General features: G+C 58.4%; 15 protein-coding genes. 11 read left to right on the forward strand and 4 right to left on the reverse strand.

All coding sequences use genetic code 11. The annotated features are described in order from the left end of the window. Window positions 1-19: 19 nt before the first annotated feature. On the reverse strand, window positions 20-778 hold the full coding sequence (locus DXC18_RS00785; protein ID WP_117716049.1) for a NifB/NifX family molybdenum-iron cluster-binding protein: 759 nt from the start codon (window positions 776-778) through the stop codon (window positions 20-22). Window positions 779-944: 166 nt separating this feature from the next. Between DXC18_RS00785 and thyA the strand changes: the two genes are divergently transcribed. The 4 genes from thyA (at window position 945) to DXC18_RS00805 (ending at window position 4,820) form a co-directional block, all read left to right on the forward strand. Then, window positions 945-1,793, forward strand: a complete 849-nt coding sequence (gene thyA / locus DXC18_RS00790; protein WP_117564144.1) for a thymidylate synthase — start codon at window positions 945-947, stop codon at window positions 1,791-1,793. A gap of 9 nt (window positions 1,794-1,802) precedes the next feature. Next, on the forward strand, window positions 1,803-2,321 hold the full coding sequence (locus DXC18_RS00795) for a dihydrofolate reductase (RefSeq protein WP_117716050.1): 519 nt from the start codon (window positions 1,803-1,805) through the stop codon (window positions 2,319-2,321). Window positions 2,322-2,430: 109 nt separating this feature from the next. Beyond that, window positions 2,431-3,345: an RNA methyltransferase gene (locus DXC18_RS00800; protein ID WP_117655408.1), complete on the forward strand. Its 915-nt coding sequence runs from the start codon at window positions 2,431-2,433 to the stop codon at window positions 3,343-3,345. Between the two features lie 125 nt (window positions 3,346-3,470). Continuing rightward, window positions 3,471-4,820, forward strand: coding sequence for an MATE family efflux transporter (locus DXC18_RS00805; RefSeq protein ID WP_117564142.1), 1,350 nt, complete (start codon window positions 3,471-3,473; stop codon window positions 4,818-4,820). An 85-nt stretch (window positions 4,821-4,905) separates the two neighbouring features. Here DXC18_RS00805 and DXC18_RS00810 read toward each other — a convergent pair whose 3' ends face one another. Continuing rightward, entirely contained in the window at window positions 4,906-5,391 is a 486-nt protein-coding gene (locus tag DXC18_RS00810; RefSeq protein ID WP_117716051.1) for a cob(I)yrinic acid a,c-diamide adenosyltransferase, read from the reverse strand. A 92-nt stretch (window positions 5,392-5,483) separates the two neighbouring features. Between DXC18_RS00810 and ftsH the strand changes: the two genes are divergently transcribed. The 3 genes from ftsH to DXC18_RS00825 all read left to right on the forward strand — a co-directional run bounded on the left by ftsH (window position 5,484) and on the right by DXC18_RS00825 (window position 8,348). Beyond that, the gene (gene ftsH / locus DXC18_RS00815; RefSeq protein WP_192934481.1) at window positions 5,484-7,376 is read left to right on the forward strand and encodes an ATP-dependent zinc metalloprotease FtsH; all 1,893 of its coding nucleotides are present in this window, start codon (window positions 5,484-5,486) and stop codon (window positions 7,374-7,376) included. A gap of 75 nt (window positions 7,377-7,451) precedes the next feature. Next, entirely contained in the window at window positions 7,452-7,943 is a 492-nt protein-coding gene (locus DXC18_RS00820; protein ID WP_117629300.1) for a DUF523 domain-containing protein, read from the forward strand. Between the two features lie 177 nt (window positions 7,944-8,120). After that, the gene (locus DXC18_RS00825) at window positions 8,121-8,348 is read left to right on the forward strand and encodes an IS3 family transposase (protein WP_369831449.1); all 228 of its coding nucleotides are present in this window, start codon (window positions 8,121-8,123) and stop codon (window positions 8,346-8,348) included. A 114-nt stretch (window positions 8,349-8,462) separates the two neighbouring features. Here the strand turns inward: DXC18_RS00825 and DXC18_RS00830 are convergent, their stop codons facing one another. Beyond that, window positions 8,463-9,065 carry a Type 1 glutamine amidotransferase-like domain-containing protein gene (locus tag DXC18_RS00830; RefSeq protein ID WP_117635137.1) on the reverse strand — a complete coding sequence of 201 codons (603 nt, stop codon included), beginning with the start codon at window positions 9,063-9,065 and terminating at the stop codon, window positions 8,463-8,465. A 514-nt stretch (window positions 9,066-9,579) separates the two neighbouring features. After that, entirely contained in the window at window positions 9,580-10,662 is a 1,083-nt protein-coding gene (locus DXC18_RS00835; protein WP_117716052.1) for an iron-containing alcohol dehydrogenase family protein, read from the reverse strand. A 509-nt stretch (window positions 10,663-11,171) separates the two neighbouring features. Between DXC18_RS00835 and ileS the strand changes: the two genes are divergently transcribed. The 4 genes from ileS (at window position 11,172) to DXC18_RS00855 (ending at window position 17,161) form a co-directional block, all read left to right on the forward strand. Continuing rightward, window positions 11,172-13,949: an isoleucine--tRNA ligase gene (ileS, locus tag DXC18_RS00840; protein ID WP_370445784.1), complete on the forward strand. Its 2,778-nt coding sequence runs from the start codon at window positions 11,172-11,174 to the stop codon at window positions 13,947-13,949. Window positions 13,950-14,188: 239 nt separating this feature from the next. Next, window positions 14,189-14,770, forward strand: coding sequence for a signal peptidase II (gene lspA / locus DXC18_RS00845; RefSeq protein ID WP_117716133.1), 582 nt, complete (start codon window positions 14,189-14,191; stop codon window positions 14,768-14,770). Then, window positions 14,770-15,783 (forward strand): RluA family pseudouridine synthase, encoded by a 1,014-nt coding sequence (locus DXC18_RS00850; protein ID WP_117716054.1) that lies wholly within the window; start codon window positions 14,770-14,772, stop codon window positions 15,781-15,783. The genes lspA and DXC18_RS00850 overlap by 1 nt, the downstream gene beginning before the upstream one ends. 82 nt (window positions 15,784-15,865) lie before the next feature. Then, window positions 15,866-17,161, forward strand: coding sequence for a glycosyltransferase family 2 protein (locus DXC18_RS00855; RefSeq protein ID WP_117716055.1), 1,296 nt, complete (start codon window positions 15,866-15,868; stop codon window positions 17,159-17,161). Window positions 17,162-17,170 lie beyond the last annotated feature (9 nt).

Below are 17,170 nucleotides of genomic sequence, written 5' to 3' on the forward strand. Positions count from 1 at the left end.
AGCTCGCGGTGCCGTGCCGTTAGTGGCAGCCGCAGCCCTCATGGCCCTCGTGCTCGTGATGGCCGTGGCAGCTGCAGGACTCGCCATGTTCGTGGGCGTGGTCATGGCCGTGGCAGCCGCAGGTGGCCTCGCCGTTCTGTGCGAGCTTGCCGGCGATAAGGGCCTCGACGCAAGCGTCGCAGCTGCCCTGGGCACCTGCGTATACCGTGATGCCGGCTTGGGCAAGCGCGTTGATAGCGCCACCGCCGATACCGCCGCAGATGAGCGTGTCCACGCCGCCGTTGGCGAGCAAGCCCGCCAGGGCGCCGTGGCCGGTGCCGCCGGTGCCCACGACCTGCTCGTTGAGCACCTTGCCGTCCTGAATGTCGTAGATCTTGAACTGCTCGCTGCGGCCAAAGTGCATAAAGATGTTGCCGTTGTCGTACGTGGTTGCCACCCTCATGGTGTCGATCTCCTTTGCTGGCCATGCGGCCGTCGTTGTGGTGATGGGGGAGTACGCGATATTGCCGCCCTCGATGATGAGCGCTCGTCCGTTGACCAGCGCGTTTGCCACCTTGCGATGCGCTCGACTGCAAATTGCCGCCACCGTGGCGCGTGCGATGCCCATGTGCTGGGCGACGGCCTCCTGATTGAGGCCTTCCAGGTCGCACAGCCGCAGGACTTCGAGCTCGTCGACCGTCATGTCGATGGCGTCTCCACTGGCAAGGCCGTCGGGGGTAAAGCCGCGGTATTCGGGGATGATCCCGACGCGGCGCAGTTTCTCGCGTCTTCCTGCCATGTGCTCTCCTTATCTGACATATGTCAACAATAGAATAGCGAACGCGCAGATTTATGCAATGAATTTCTGGCATATGCCAGAAAATGAGGGCTTATGTTTGGGCTGTGGGGCCGCATGTGCCTGGGCTACAATGAATCTCGCTTATAGGCGACTGACAGGAGGGTCAATGAGCAAGGCTGATCAACAGTTTGTAACCATGTGCCGCGATATTCTGGACCATGGCACCACCACCGAGGGCCAAAAGGTCCGCCCGGTGTGGGAGGACGGCACCCCTGCCTATACCATTAAAAACTTTGGCGTCACGGCACGCTACGACCTGCGTGAGGAGTTTCCGGCGCTTACCCTGCGTCGTACGGCCCTCAAATCTGCCATGGATGAGATCCTATGGATCTATCAAAAGAAGTCCAATAACGTGCATGACCTCAACAGCCATATTTGGGACGAGTGGGCCGACGAGACTGGCTCCATCGGCAAGGCCTACGGGTATCAGATTGGGCAGAAGAGCCATTATGCCGAGGGCGACTTTGACCAGATGGATCGCGTGCTGTACGACCTTAAGAACACGCCGTACAGCCGCCGCATTATGACGAACACCTATGTGTTTAGCGACCTGTCCGAGATGCACCTGTATCCGTGTGCCTACAGCGTGACGTATAACGTGACGCAGCGTCCGCAGGATGATAAACCGACGCTCAACATGATTCTCAACCAGCGCAGCCAGGATATTTTGGCTGCGAACAACTGGAATGTGTGCCAGTACGCCATTTTGCTGATGATGGTCGCGCAGTCGGTCGATATGATCGCTGGCGAGCTGCTGCATGTGATTGCCGATGCCCACATTTACGACCGTCATGTCGATATCGTTCGCGAGCTTATTGAGCGTCCGCAGTTTGCTGCGCCCAAGGTAACGCTCAACCCCGATGTGCATGACTTCTATGCGTTTACGACCGATGATCTGATCGTCGAGGGCTATGAGCACGGCCCTCAGGTCAAGAACATCCCCATTGCGGTGTAGGTGACGCGCATGAGGTGTAAGCTTTCTGCCATTGTTGCCGTGTGTGACGATTGGGGCATTGGGTGCGAGGGTGACATGGTCGTGTCCAATCGCGCCGACATGCGCCATTTTGTGGCGTGTACCAAAGGTTGCCCGGTCATTATGGGACGCAAGACGCTGCTGAGTTTTCCCGGCGGACGTCCGCTCAAGAACCGCCGCAATATCGTGCTCACGCGCGATGAGGACTTTGCTCCCGAGGGCGTCGACGTGGTGCATAGTATCGACGAGGCGCTTGCCGCGGTTGCCGATGAACCCGTTGCCTGGGTAATCGGCGGCGGCGAGGTATATCGACAGTTTTTGCCGTATTGCGTGGAGGCCGAGGTTACGCATGACCATTGCGTGCATGACGTGGATACGTACTTTCCCGATTTGGATGCCGATCCCGCGTGGGAGATTGCGCGGCGTGACGGTGTTGCCACGATTGCCTCGGGCGAGGGAGACGAGGGTGTCGATTATGAGTTCGTGACGTATCGTCGCGTTGAGGCGTAAATCGTCTGGCGTGAACGGTATCATCGGGTTGTTTGAATGCATGGGGCGGCGCTTAGCGTCGCCTCGTTTGGTATAGATGTGCTGTAAAGAAGGGTGCGGGCTGGCTGCTATGACTGATGCCGTTGAGGTGCTGCGAATCGATTCTCTCGAGGACGAGCGGCTCGATGCCTACGTGCGACTGACCGAGCGTGAGCTTCGCTGCGTGCTGGAGCCGCAGAAGGGCATTTTTATCGCCGAGAGTGCCAAGGTCATCGAGCGTGCGGTTCGCGCCGGATACCAGCCGGTGAGCTTTCTTTTGGGCGAGCGCTGGCTCGACCAGATGATGCCGCTGTTTGAGCGCCTGATTGTGCGCGAGGGCGCGGGTCCGGTTCCTGTGTTCGTTGCCTCCATGGAGCTTATGGAGCAGCTGACGGGCTTCAATGTGACGCGCGGTGCGCTCGCGGCATTCCGTCGTCCACGTCAGATTCCGGTAGCCGAGTTCTTGGGTGGCGTCGTCGATGCGGCGGGGGAGCGCCCGGTGCGCGTGTGCGTGCTCGAGGGCATTGTCGACCACACCAACGTCGGCGCGATTTTCCGCTCGGCGGCTGCGCTGAACGTCGATGGCATTTTGGTGAGCCCTACGTGCTGCGATCCGCTGTACCGTCGCTCGGCCCGCGTGAGCATGGGCACGGTGTTCCAGGTGCCCTGGACACGCATTGGCAGCGAAGCGCGCGTATGGCCGCATGATGGGCTGGCGGCGCTACACGATGCCGGCTTTTCGTGTGCCGCTATGGCGTTGACGGATGATTCGGTGTCGCTGGACGATCCCGCGCTCCAGGAGATTGACCGCCTGGCAATCTTTATGGGCACCGAGGGTGCTGGCTTGGGCGCCAAGACCATTGCAGGCTGCGACCGCGCCGTGCGTATTCCGATGGCACATGGGGTCGATTCACTCAACGTGGCCGCGGCAAGCGCTGTTGCCTTTTGGCAGCTGTGCCCGCATGTGAGCAACGAGTACCACTACCAGCCGGGGCTGTATCACTAGGCAGATAGTTAGCACCGGGCTCTGGTTCGGGGCGTTTCGGCCGACGTCGGTCGGTGCTAAGCTGGTATCGGCTTTGGTCTTAAATTGCCGTTTTGTTGTTTGACGTACGCTGGTGGGGAGGGCGTGTGGCTAAGAAATCTACGGCTATCGATGTAACGCAGGGTGTCATTTGGCAACAGCTGCTGTCGCTGTGCGTCCCTATCTTCTTTAGCTCGTTTTTTCAGCAGGCTTACACGCTTATTGGTACGTATATCGTCGGCCAGTTTGGCGGCAAGCTCGCGCTGGGTGGCATTCAAGCCACGATGGTGCTCACCGAGCTCTGCATTGGCTTTTGCGTTGGCGTTGGCGCTGGCTGCGCGGTCATTACCGGTCAGTATTTTGGTCAGCACGATGATGAGCGATTGAGTCGTTCGGTCCATACGGCCATGACGCTCGCGCTGGTGGGCGGTATCGTTTTCTCGATTCTTGGCATAGTGTTCGTTGAGCCCATGCTGGTACTTATGAACACGCCGCATGAACTATTGGCCGAGGGCGTGGCCTATGCTCGTTGCTATTTTGCCGCCATGGTTGCGGCGCTGCTGCTCAATATGGGAACGGCGCTGCTGCGCGCCGTGGGCGACACACGCGGCCCTGCTGTGATCATTGCTTCCGGCTGCCTTGTTAATGCGGTGCTGGATGTCATCTTCGTTGCCGTGCTTCATATGGAGGCTCTGGGCTGCGGCATCGCGGTGGCGCTGACCATTTGCTCCAACGCCACGATGATCGTGATTCGTATGATGCACGCTCCGGGTGCGTGGCGGCTTTCACTGTCCAAACTCTGCATTGATCCTGGCATTTGTAAGAGCATGATCTCGTGTGGTCTGCCGCTTGGCTTTCAGTCTGCTGCGTATTCGATTTCCAACGTTTTGATTCAGGTGTCGGTCAACTCGTTTGGTGCCGATGTCACCACGGCGTGGGGTCTTTCGGGCCGTTTGGATGGCATTGTCTGGATGGTTACCGAGGCGCTTGGCGTTTCGATCACCACGTTCTCGGCACAGAACTTTGGCGCGCGCAACTACGAGCGCATGCGCAAGGGCTACCATACGTCGCTTGTGCTGTCGTTTATGCTCATTGGTGGCCTGTCTGCCGTGCTACTGGTGTTCTCGGGTCCGTTGTCGCGTCTGTTTGTCGACGATGCTTCGATTTCGGCCTACACCACGACGATTCTTCATTTCATCGCGCCGTTCTACGCGATCTTCTCGATTATCGAAAACGCGTCCGGCTCCATCCGCGGCGCTGGCGTGAGCTTCCAGCCTATGATGCTCACGATTTTTGGCACCGTCGTGCTCAGGGTGATCTGGGTGTTTGCGATTATGCCGTTCGATCCGTCGCTTGAGCACCTGCTGCTGGTTTACCCCGTAACCTGGCTCATCACGGCCACGATGTTTACCATCTACCACCACAGCGGCAACTGGCTCGGCCGCGCCACCGCCTAATGATCCGTAGGGGACGGAGGAAAACGGATCATTGACCTGGCGATAAGGCAAAATGATCCGTTTTCCTCCGTCCCCTTCGGATCATTTAGTATTCGATGCCTTGGCGGGCTAGGAGGCCTTCGTCGAAGTAATGTTTGACGGGGCGCATTTCGGTGACCAGGTCTGCCAGATCGGCGAGGGGCAGCAGACCGCGGCCGGTAAGCACGAGCTCCGTGGTGGCGGGCTTTGTCGCGATCAGCGCTTCGACATCCACGCGCGTCACAAATCCACGGCGCATGGCCTCGCCAAGTTCGTCCAGAATCAGAACGTCGACTTTGCTAATCTGCTCGCGCGCCAGCTCTATGATCTGTGCGGCACAGGCTTCGGGCGTGTCGCGGTCGGCTTGTACGATGCGCAGACCTAAACGGGGCGCCGCATCATGCTCGGCGCAGTGCAGCTTCTTGGCAAACTGCAGCATAAGCACGTTAAGTCCATAGCCCGTGGCGCGCAGTGCAAGCCCCAGCGCAGCCGTCGTCTTGCCCTTGCCGTCGCCCGTGTAGATCTGAACCTTGCCGACTTCGAGTGATGCCATCTCTATTCTTTCGTGCCCGGCGTCGGTTTATCGCCGGCCGGGTTGGGTATTCTAGTTAGCATTATCAACCCCAGTAGATGGAGTTCAAGCAGATGGAGATGGATGACAACAAACGTAGACGGAATATGATCCTCTACGTGCTCATCGCCTTCGTCGTCTACCTCGTGCTCTCGACCGTTCTGTTCCCCAACATCGGTCACACGCAGCAGATTACGAAGACCGATTATTCGACGTTTGTCAAAGCGCTCGATAAGAAGAGTGTCGACAAGGTCGAGTACAACACGGACGATTACTCGATTTATTACACCAAGAAGGGCGAGGACGAGAACATCGCCTACAAGACGACCGGCGTGCCGAGTGACACGGGCTTTACCGATCGCGTGCTCGAGGCCGGCGCCTCGCTGGAGTCGGTGGTTCCCGATAAGAACTCGGGCCTGATGACTTACTACTTGCTCACGCTCGTCCTTCCCATGGCGATTTTCTTCCTCATCGGCTGGTGGCTCAACCGCCGTATGAAGAAGGCCATGGGCGATGACGGCCCGTCCATGAATTTTGGTGGCGGCGGCTTTGGCGGCGGTGGACTGGGTAAGTCCGGCGCGCGCGTGATTGCTTCCAAGGACGTGGGCGTGACCTTTAAGGATGTTGCTGGTCAGGAAGAGGCCAAGGAATCCCTGAAGGAGGTCGTCGACTTTCTGGAGAAGCCGCAGCGCTATGAGGAAATCGGCGCCAAGCTGCCGCGCGGTGCTCTTCTCGTGGGCCCTCCTGGCACTGGTAAGACCCTGCTTGCCAAGGCTGTTGCCGGCGAGGCGGGCGTACCGTTCTTTAGCATTTCGGGCTCTGAGTTCGTCGAGATGTTCGTCGGCCGTGGCGCCGCCAAGGTGCGCGACCTGTTTAAGCAGGCTAAGGAAAAGGCCCCCTGTATCGTATTTATCGATGAGATTGATACCATCGGCAAAAAGCGTGACGGTGGCGGCTTTAGCGGCAACGACGAGCGTGAGCAAACGCTCAACCAGCTGCTGACCGAGATGGATGGCTTCGACAACCACAAGGGTATCGTCGTCCTCGCTGCCACCAACCGTCCTGACAGCCTCGATCCCGCTCTGCTGCGCCCCGGTCGTTTTGACCGCCGCATCCCCGTTGAGCTGCCCGACCTGACCGGCCGCAAGAACATCCTCGAGCTTCACGCCAAGAGTGTGAAGACCGAGCCGCCGATCGATCTGACCGCGATTGCCCGCGCCACGCCCGGAGCCTCGGGCGCCGACCTGGCCAATATCATCAACGAGGGCGCCCTGCGCGCCGTTCGCGAGGGTCGCAAGCGTGCAACCCAGGACGACTTCGAGGAGTCGGTGGAGGTCGTCATCGCCGGCCAGCAGCGTAAGTCCACGGTGCTGTCCGATCACGAGAAACAGGTCGTGTCCTATCACGAGATCGGCCATGCCATCGTTGCCGCCCGCCAGAAGGGTTCTGCGCCGGTTACGAAGATCACCATCGTGCCGCGTACGAGCGGTGCTCTGGGCTACACCATGCAGGTCGAGGAGGACGAGCGCTTCTTGACCACGCGCCAGGAGGTGCTCGACAAGCTCGCTGTCTACTGCGGCGGACGTGCTGCCGAGGAGCTCATCTTTGGTGAGATGACGACTGGCGCGGCCAATGATATCGAGCAGGCCACCAAGCTCGCCCGCAACATGGTGACGCGCTTTGGTATGTCGGAAGAGTTTGGCATGATGGCGCTCGGTACCGTTCAGAATGCCTACCTCAACCAGGACACGTCGCTCACCTGTGCCCCCGGTACGGCCGAGCGCGTCGACGCGATCGTCGCCAAGCTGATCGAGGACGCACATGACCGCGCCCTGCAGATCCTCAAGGAGAACAAGTTTAAGCTCCATGAGCTGGCTCGTTATCTGTACAAGAAGGAGACGATCACGGGCGAGGAGTTCATGAATCTCCTCACGCGCGAGAATCCGCTGATGCCAAAGCAGCAGTAAGGCTGGTTGCACAACGTCGAACGCCCCATTTGAGTTTCTATCTCAAATGGGGCGTTTTGTTTGGGAGGGATATGTATGAAGATCGTGGTGAGTGCCTGCTTGATGGGAGAGAGCTGCAAATATAACGGGCTCGACAATTACCATCGCGCGTTGGTCGAGGCCTGCGAACGCACAGGGACCGAGGTCCTGTTGGTGTGCCCCGAGGTTTTTGGCGGCTTGCCCACACCGCGCAAGCCGTCCGAGATTGTGAATGGCGAGGTTTGTACCTGCGAGGGCATCTCGGTCGATCGCGAGTTTCGCCTGGGTGCAGAGCGCGCGCTCGATATGTGCGAGCAGGCGGGCGGCCCGTCCGAGATCGCTGCGTGCGTCTTACAGGACCGTAGCCCCTCGTGCGGTGCGGGTCGCGTCTACGATGGCACCTTTAGCGGCACGCTCACTGTGGGCAATGGTGTTTTTGTCGATCTGCTGCTGCGTCACGGGTACCGTGTGATTCCGGCTAGCGAGTTCGATCCCAGCATACTGGAACATTGTCCACAGCACTCGAACCCAACACTTCCTCACGGGTGACCGTTTTGGCATCATCCGTGAAGTTGATATTGAGTACGACCCGGTCATCAAAGACGTAGACCGAGTTGACAGGCGCCGTACCCATGCAGCCCCTCCCCACGGCCCTCGCGCAGGAACGCGCACACGGCCTTCCCGTCTCTTGCGCCTCTCCCGGAACTGTCCACATCAGCGTAGCCAATCCAGTCCGCCAAGGGCTGCAGCCCGGACAACGCGGCGATGGAGGGCTTCTTCGGCCTGCTCAAGAAGGAGTTCTGGCACGGCAGGGACTGGTCGGACTGGACCCCCGCCCGCTTCATCGAGGAACTCGGGGGCTGGATCGGCCGATACAATACGGAGAGGCGCAGCGATGCGCTCGGTGGCCGCACCCCGGCCGAGTTCCGCTCCGCGCTGGGAAGGGCCGCGTAACGGTCCAAGAAATCGTCCGCAGTCCCCATTCTTGCCCCTTTGGGACGGCTTCTTGTTGGGGCGTGCCTGCCCCAAACCCTGCTAGGAACGAGTGCAGCAAACTGGAATTTTAAATTACTCTTTGCAAATAACCTTTGAACCTTCACCATCAATTACAATTCCCTGACGATTGTTAATTGGGCATAGATTCAAATCCGAAAACTCAGTTATTATTTTCTCGGTAACTTTCTTAAATGGTGCTGTAAGAAAATGCGGAAGAACATAGAAATCAATCAAATTAAGCCCTGCATCATCTTCTTGTGAGTAGTCCTCCGGCTTTTCATCCATTTGCTCGATATATTGGATGCTTGGAGCGCATACAATCGCACCTGCCGATTCACCAATCATCAGTTTTCCTTTTGCCAATTCTTTCTTCAACAGCTCATCCGTTCCCGTTTTACGGAGCTGGTCTATAAGGAAAAAAGAATTTCCGCCGGTAAAATAGATCACATCCGCATCTTCAAAAAGAGACTGTATCGTTGAATAAGCCTCCGTTGAAATATCAATTTCAGTTACGATTGCTCCCAACTTTTTGAATAATTTTCGAGCCGAGCCGACATAACCGGTGTAGCCTTCACGCAGCGAAGCTGTTGGAATAAATGCGACTTTTTTATTTTCAATTTCTTCCTTTATCAGACTTCCTACACTTGAAAAGTGAGAACATAAAAACAGTTTCATCAATATCCTCCTTTATGTATAAATTCTTATTTGTTGAACTAAGCCGTGTATACCATACTCTCCAATGAAAGAACGCCCTAATATAGCGAAATTTTGCCGTTTTCCTGCGTACGTGCGTACACACTCCACAGGAATTCTAAGGTGCCTGCCCCCTTAGCACACGGACTTTGGAACAAAGTCTAGCGTGTTACGCCTTGCCAGAGGTGTACAGGCTCCCGGTATGCACGTACGAAGCAATTGCCATCAATGCGCTATATAAGTGGCGATCAAGTTCGCATAAAGCGACCTTGATCCCGCAAAACAAAAGGCAGGATACCATCACCACGATGATACCCTGCCTCTGTTCGTTCCTGTTTGCCGTTCCGAGTAGTCCTTCCGCAGAATTTCCGATAAACAAAAAACGTACCCGAACCCTTTCTCGTAAAGAATCGGGTTCGAGTACGAACTGAATGCTGGATCAATAAAAAACCACCAGAAAGGTGCCCGTCCCATTTGTGGTGGTTTTGGGTCAGTCCTAGAGCGTGTGGCCGTAAGCGTCGGTGGCCTTGATGGCGGCGGCGAATTTTTCGTCCGTGAAGGGCTCGGGGTTTCCCTGCTTCCACTCGTTGGTGGCGTGCGCGTACTCGCACAGGGCAGGGATATCAGCCTCGGAAAGCCCGACCTGCTCAAGCGTCACGGGCAGGCCCATCTGATTGTTAAAGGCGGCGTAGCGCTCAAGGTTCTCGGTATCGCCCGTATAGGCGAACAGTACCAGCACACCCAGGCTTACGACCTCGCCGTGCAGGTAGGAGCCCTCGCGCGGAATGCTGCAGGAAGCGTTGTAGAACGCGTGCGCCACGCTCGAGTTGTAGTAGTAATCGTTTTGGTTGGTCAGGTTGGAGACGTAGCCCGTGTTGACCACGATGTCGAGCGCGATCTGCTTGACGGCATCGGTCGACTGGTCCTGGCGCACGTCCTCAAGACCCTGGACGCCAAAGGTAAACAGCGGCTCGGAGCAGGTGTGGGCGAGTGCTAGGCCAAGGCCTGCCGTGTGCTCCAGGTTGCCGGCGCTCGTGGCGTACTCGACCTCGGGCTGCTTGGACATGGCATCACCCACGCCGGCCCAGAAGTACTCCGCCGGAGCCTCGGCGATGATCTTGGGGTTGATGAAGATGTGCGCAGGTCGGTTAGGGTACGAATAGCCCTCGAGCGAGCCGTCGTCGTTGTAGACAACGGCAATGGCGGTCGCGGCGGAGCAGTTGGAACAGATCGTCGGTACCGTAAAGACAATCTTCTTGAGCTCGATAGCTGCGGTCTTCACGGTGTCGAGCGCCTTGCCGCCGCCGCATGCGATAAGCACGTCAGCTTCCTGGCAGGCAGGGGAGTTTACGACCTTGGCGATATTTGCGCGCGTACTGTTGGTGCCGTAGACGCGCGTCTCCAGAATCTCGACGTCGGTACCTGCCAGCGCAGCTTCGATACCGGGAAGTGCTGCGGCCAGTGCTCGTTTACCACCAATGATGGCGACCTTGGTTGCTCCGTACTCGGCCAACGCGCCGTGCAGCTCGTCAAAGCAGTCTTCGCCAACGGTATAGTCGCTCATTCCGATCGTGCGCATAGCAATCTTCTTTCGTTCGATAAAGTGCTTACAGGTATTTTGCTCCAAGAGAAGGTCCACGGCCGCAAGAAATTTCGAACGTATAAAACCAGTGTTGAGGGTTTTTCGCCGGTGCGGAACGTGCTAGCATACTCCGCATAAGCGTTGATGGGGACGAGTAGTCGGCCGTCCGCATGCTACAGAGAGCGGGGAGCGCTGAGAACCCGTGCATGCGACCGATGAAAATCACCCCGGAGCTGCGGTCCCAACGGACGTGCCGCGCAGGTTCGTCTTAGTAGACATCGCCGAGATGGTCGTCGATACAGACCAGCCGAGTAACGGATGCGAGCGCGCGAATACGCGGGCGAGGGCATCTAAGCTGGGTGGTTAAGCGAAGAGCTTTTGCGGGCGTGCAGCCCGTTTGTGGCGCTTCGTCCCAGCTTGTAGGGACGGGCGCTTTTTTGGTGCCCAGAGGGCGTGCGCGCCCACGACATGAAAGGGGTACCGTGGCAAACGAGTACAAGCAGACGATGAATCTGCCCAAGACCGGTTTTCCCATGCGTGCCGGTCTTTCCAAGTCCGAGCCCAAGCGACTCAAGGACTGGCAGGACAACAAGGTCTACGAGCAGGTTCTGAAGAAGAACGAGGGTCACAAGAAGTTCGTGCTGCACGACGGCCCTCCGTACGCCAACGGTCCGATCCACATCGGCCACGCCATGAATAAGATCTCCAAGGACATGATCAACCGCTACTGGATGATGCAGGGCTATGAGGTTCCCTACGTCCCCGGTTGGGACTGCCATGGTCAGCCGATCGAGCACAAGGTCGAGGAGAAGCTCGGCACCGAGAAGTTCAACCAGACCTCCACGGCTAAGATCCGCGAGCTCTGCAACAAGTTCGCTGTCGAGAACATCGAGCTGCAGAAGGCCGGCTTCCGTCGCCTGGGCGTGCTCGGCGACTGGGACAACCCCTATCTGACGCTCTATCACCAGCATGATGCCGCCGACATCGAGGTCTTCAAGGCCATGTTCGATAAGGGCATGATCCATCGCGGCCACAAGCCGGTTCACTGGTGCAAGCATTGCCACACCGCACTCGCCGAGGCCGAGATCGAGTATTCCGACGAGACGAGCCCGTCCATTTTCGTGCGCTTTGAGATGACCTCCAAGCCCGCCGGCCTCGAGAACTTCGACGGCCCGGTCGACTTTATCATCTGGACGACCACGCCGTGGACCATCCCCTCCGACCAGGCCGTTTCCCTTAAGCCCGGCGCCGCCTATGTCGCCGTTGAGCACGAGGGCCGTGCCGAGGTCATGCTCGAGGACCTGGCTCCTAAGTGTTGTGAGGAGTTTGGCTGGGAGTACACCCCGGTCATGGTCGATGGCAAGCCCTACGTGGTTTCCGCCGAGACCTTCCACCACATCCACTACAAGCAGCCGATCTTTGACGGCGTTGAGGGCGTGGCGCTGCTGGCCGATTACGTCGGTGTCGATGACGGTACCGGTATCGTCCACAACTCGCCCGGCCACGGCGTCGACGACTACTTCGCCTGCCTCAAGGAGGGCATCACCGACATCTGCATGCCGGTCGATGACGACGGCAAGTTCTACACCGGCGAGGAGTTTGGCACCGGCGGCCCCTTCAGCGGCATGGATACCGATGAGGCCAACCCGCACATCATCGAGTTCCTGCGCGAGCGCGGCACCCTGGTCCTCGAGAAGAAGATCACGCACAGCTATCCGCACTGCTGGCGCTGCAAGCACCCGGTGCTCTTCCGTGCTACCGACCAGTGGTTCGTCTCGATGGACAAGACCGGTTTGCGCGAGCAGGCTGGCAAGGAGGTCCGTGAGAACGTCAAGTGGTATCCGGCTCACGCCGCCAACCGCATCGGCGCCATGGTCGAGCAGCGTCCCGACTGGTGCATCAGCCGCCAGCGCAACTGGGGCGTGCCTATCCCCAGTTACACATGCGCCGACTGCGGCGAGAAGGTCATGAACGACGCTACGCTCGACGCCGTTATCAAGCTCTTCCACGAGAAGGGCTCCGACGCCTGGTTCACCGATGCTCCCGAGAGCTACCTGGGCGAGGCCTGCGTCTGCCCCAAGTGCGGCGGCCATCACCTCAAGGCCGATAAGGACATCCTCGACGTGTGGTGGGACTCCGGTGTCTCCTGGAAGGCCGTCTGCGAGTATCGCCCCGAGCTGGAGTATCCGGCGGATGTGTATCTCGAGGGCTCCGACCAGCACCGCGGTTGGTTCCAGAGCTCGCTGCTCACCTCGGTGGGTGCCAACGGTCACGCTCCGTACAAGGCGGTCGTCTCGCAGGGCTTCACGCTCGACGGCCAGGGTCGCAAGATGTCCAAGTCGCTCGGTAACGTCATCGACCCCAACAAGGTCTGTGACGAGATGGGTGCCGACATCATCCGCCTGTGGGTTGCCTCGGTCGACACCAGCTCCGACGTTTCCATCGACCACGAGATCCTCGCTCGTACGTCCGATGCCTACCGTCGTTTCCGCAACACGCTGCGCTTCCTGCTCTCCGAGCTCGAGGGTCAGTTTGAGCCCGAGACCGACGGCGTCGCCTTTGCCGACCTGTTGCCGCTCGACAAGCTCATGGTTGCCCGTCTGACCCAGGTTCAGGCCGAGGTTGACGATGCTTACTCTTGCTACGAGTTCCCGCGTGCCTACCGTGCGCTCTACGACTTTGTGGTTACCGAGCTCTCCAACGTGTATCTCGACGCCCTGAAGGACCGCCTGTACTGCGAGAAGCCCGGCTCGCTCGAGCGCCGCAGCGCCCAGACCGTGCTTGCCGAGCTCTTCTCGATGCTCATGCGCGATCTGCAGCCGATCCTGTCCTACACCGTCGACGAGGCCATGGCCTATGCGCCCGCCGGCTGCGTCGATCATCAGAAGTACGCAGCGCTGCTCGATTGGTACAAGTCGCCCATTACGGTTGACGAGGCCAATGAGTTCGAGGGCGTGCTCGAGGCTTCACTCGAGCTCCGTAGCGCCGTGACCAAGGCCCTTGAGGACGCCCGCTCCGCCGGCACCTTCACCAAGAGCCAGCAGGTCCGCGTCAAGGCGGTCGTTCCCGCCGAGATGTACGCGCTGCTGACTGGCGACAAAGCCGTCGACCTGGCCGAGTTCTACATCGTCTCCGCTGTTGAACTGACCCAGGGCGAGGAGCTCTCCGTTGCCATCGAGGCTGCTGAGGGCGAGTGCTGCGACCGTTGCTGGAACTACCGCACCACCGTCGGCGAGTACAACGGCCACGCTCACATCTGCAAGAGGTGCGCGAATGCCCTTTAAGGCACGGTAACTCGGCATTTTAGTTATAGGGAGAATTTGGGCGCCTTCGGCCCATTTGCTCCGCTGAATAAAAGCGGCATTCTGTTTTTCGGAATGCCGCTTTCGTTTTTAGCTGGTTATTTCGCTTGCGTTGGTGGATATGTCGTGCGCTCTGCGTGTGGCAATATAAGATGGTTACTTGCACTAAGCGTAATTTGAGCTTTTGAGGGTAGGGGATCGATTTGGGTCGTGGTGCGGATATGACGCCGCCTTTGCGTTGGCGGTTGGTTGTTGCTGGTGGGGTGGCGCTTGTTGTGTTGCTTCTTGACCAGCTGACCAAGCTTGCGGTTCGTGCCGTGGGCGACGCCTTGCATGTGACCGTTATCCCCGGTGTTATCGACTTTATGTTTGTCCGCAATATCGGTGCCGCCTTTAGCATGGGCGAGGGGCATGGTGTCGCGTTTGCCGTGCTGGCGTTGGCGGTCATTATCGCTATTTTTGTGTACCTCGTTCGTGCACCTCAGCTCGCCCATCTTGAGGTTGTGGGCATGGCGATGGTTGCGGGCGGTGCTATCGGTAACGCGATCGATCGTTTGGCCTTTGGCTTCGTGACCGATTTCATTGCTACCACCTTCATCGACTTCCCCGTCTTCAATGCTGCCGATATCGGCATTACCTTGGGCGTCGTGCTCGCCCTCTTTGGCTACATGTTCTTGAGCCCCGCTGCCCGTGAGGTCGATGCGACCGCCGAGCTTAACGCCCGTGATGAGGCCCGCGCCAAGCGCAAAGCCAAGCAGCGTGGGGAGCGTGCCCGCAAGATTCGCGAAAGGACTGAGCGCTAATGGCCGACATCCATATCCTTGTTGCCGACGATGCCGCTGGTCAGCGTCTTGACGCCTATCTGGGCGCCAATGACGGCTGCCCTACGCGCTCTGCCTGCGCGCATCTGATTGAGGGTGGGGCCGTAGTGGTCAATGGCGAGACCTGCCTGTCCAAAAAGTACGCCGTGCGAGCCGGTGACCGTATTTCGGTTGATTTGCCCGAGCCGCACGATCCCACCGATGTGATTCCCGAGGCTATCCCGCTCGATATCCGCTACGAGGACGACTACCTCATCGTGCTCTCCAAGCAGCGCGGCCTGGTGTGTCATCCTGCGCATGGTCATGAGAGCGGTACGCTCGCGAATGCGCTGGTCTATCACTGTGGTATCGACCATCTGGGCACCGTGCAGGGCGAGGACCGCCCCGGTATCGTGCATCGTTTGGATCGCGATACCTCGGGTCTCATGCTTGCGGCCAAGGACGACGATACCCAGCGCGCGCTCAAAAATCTCATTCGCACGCGCACGCTCGACCGCCGCTACATTACGCTCGTTCACGGTCATATCGCCATGGATGAGGGTACCATTAACACCGGCATTGCCCGTTCTACGCGTGACCGTGTCAAGATGGCGGTTTCGGACGATCCCTTTGCGCGCCAAGCCATCACGACCTTCAAGGTCCTTGAGCGCTTTGATTCCACGCGTTTCGACGACGGCTACACGCTTGTCGAGTGCCACCTGTTTACGGGCCGCACGCATCAGATTCGCGTGCATATGCGCCATATCAACCACGCCTGCGTGGGAGATCCGCTCTACGGCAAGTGCGATGCACGCGCCGATCAGGGTCTGACCAGGCAATTCCTTCATTCCTGGCGCGTCGCATTCGACCATCCCGTGACGGGGGAGCGCATTGAGTGCCGCGATGAGCTGCCGTGGGATCTCGCTGCGGTTCTTGACGACCTGGCCCCGCGCTCGCTTGGCCGCACCGCTGCCGGCGACGAAATCGTTCCGCAGCTCGGTCTGCTCGAAGCCTAGCCAGTATTAGGTGGTTTCTTGAACTCGGTAAGCCTGCGGTAAGATATACGGTTGTTTACGTAACGCGTTGCTGGGAGCCTGCATGCTCGCCTTTTTACAAACCAACACACCCATCGTGATCTTCAACCAGATTGTGGTTACGCTGCTCACGGTCTGCTTTCTGTACCAGGTGGTCTTCTTTGTCATTGGCGCTCTTCGTGGCGAGGTCGCGCCTCCCAAGGCCAAAAAACTCCACCGGTATGCCTTCTTTATCGCGGCGCATAACGAGGAGGCCGTGATCGCCAACCTCGTTCGCTCCATCAAGGACCAGGATTATCCGTCCGAGCTTATCGAGGTCTTCGTGGTCGCCGATGCCTGCACCGATAACACGGCGCAGCTCGCGCGCGAGGCGGGCGCCATCGTCTATGAGCGCAATGACCTGGCCCGTAAGGGCAAGAGCTGGGTCATGGACTTTGGTTTCGACCGCATTCTCAACGAGTATCCCGACACGTTTGAGGGTTACTTTATCTTCGATGCCGACAACGTTATCTCCCGCGATTACGTCTCCAAGATGAATGATGCCTTTGACCAGGGCTTTCATGTGGTCACGAGCTATCGTAACTCCAAGAACTTCGGCAGCTCGTGGATTTCGTCTGCCAACGCCACCTGGTATCTGCGTGAGGCCCGCTTCCTCAACAACGCGCGTAATATCTGCAAGACTTCCTGCGCTGTCTCGGGTTCGGGTTACCTCATCTCCGCCAGTGTTATCGAGGGCATGCACGGCTGGCAGTTCCATACACTGACCGAGGACATCCAGTTCACCACGTTCTGCGCCATTCACGGCATCCGCATCGGTTATGCGCCGGCGGAGTTCTTTGACGAGCAGCCGGTGACGTTTAAGGCGTCCTGGAAACAGCGCATGCGTTGGACCAAGGGCTTCTACCAGGTCTTTTTTACCTACGGCAAGCATCTTGTCAAATCGACGTTTCGCTATCATCGCTTTGCCGCATATGACATGTTTATGACCATCGCTCCGGGCATGCTGCTGTCCCTGATCTCCATGCTCGCCAATGCGACGTTCCTGATCGTGGGTGGGCTTTCGCACGGCTTCTTGGCCACCGAGGTCGAGATGCAGGCTTGTGCCGCCTCGCTCATTATGACCTTCGCGATGATGTATCAGACCTTCTTTATCCTGGCGCTGCTCACGACTATCTTCGAGTACAAGCACATCCATTGCGCGCAAAAGTGGCGCCTGGTGACCAACATGTTTACCTTCCCGATCTTTATGTTCAGCTATATCCCCATTACGGTGGCTGCGTTGTTCCTGAAGGTCGACTGGGTCCCGACGCAGCATGCCGTCAACGTTACCCTCGACGAGGTCATGCAGGGCGCTAAATAACCACCACCA

This window comes from Collinsella sp. OM08-14AT, from assembly GCF_003438115.1.
Classification (GTDB): domain Bacteria; phylum Actinomycetota; class Coriobacteriia; order Coriobacteriales; family Coriobacteriaceae; genus Collinsella.

Excerpts from the sequence above, each read along its gene's own strand:
- lspA (WP_117716133.1), top strand. The coding sequence starts at position 14,189 with ATGACGCCGCCTTTGCGTTGGCGGTTGGTTGTTGCTGGTGGGGTGGCG.
- DXC18_RS00820 (WP_117629300.1), top strand. The coding sequence starts at position 7,452 with ATGAAGATCGTGGTGAGTGCCTGCTTGATGGGAGAGAGCTGCAAATAT.
- DXC18_RS00800 (WP_117655408.1), top strand. The coding sequence starts at position 2,431 with ATGACTGATGCCGTTGAGGTGCTGCGAATCGATTCTCTCGAGGACGAG.
- ileS (WP_370445784.1), top strand. The coding sequence starts at position 11,172 with ATGAATCTGCCCAAGACCGGTTTTCCCATGCGTGCCGGTCTTTCCAAG.
- DXC18_RS00835 (WP_117716052.1), bottom strand. The coding sequence starts at position 10,662 with ATGCGCACGATCGGAATGAGCGACTATACCGTTGGCGAAGACTGCTTT.
- DXC18_RS00830 (WP_117635137.1), bottom strand. The coding sequence starts at position 9,065 with ATGAAACTGTTTTTATGTTCTCACTTTTCAAGTGTAGGAAGTCTGATA.
- DXC18_RS00855 (WP_117716055.1), top strand. The coding sequence starts at position 15,866 with ATGCTCGCCTTTTTACAAACCAACACACCCATCGTGATCTTCAACCAG.
- DXC18_RS00795 (WP_117716050.1), top strand. The coding sequence starts at position 1,803 with ATGAGGTGTAAGCTTTCTGCCATTGTTGCCGTGTGTGACGATTGGGGC.
- DXC18_RS00810 (WP_117716051.1), bottom strand. The coding sequence starts at position 5,391 with ATGGCATCACTCGAAGTCGGCAAGGTTCAGATCTACACGGGCGACGGC.
- DXC18_RS00850 (WP_117716054.1), top strand. The coding sequence starts at position 14,770 with ATGGCCGACATCCATATCCTTGTTGCCGACGATGCCGCTGGTCAGCGT.
- DXC18_RS00785 (WP_117716049.1), bottom strand. The coding sequence starts at position 778 with ATGGCAGGAAGACGCGAGAAACTGCGCCGCGTCGGGATCATCCCCGAA.
- thyA (WP_117564144.1), top strand. The coding sequence starts at position 945 with ATGAGCAAGGCTGATCAACAGTTTGTAACCATGTGCCGCGATATTCTG.
- ftsH (WP_192934481.1), top strand. The coding sequence starts at position 5,484 with ATGGAGATGGATGACAACAAACGTAGACGGAATATGATCCTCTACGTG.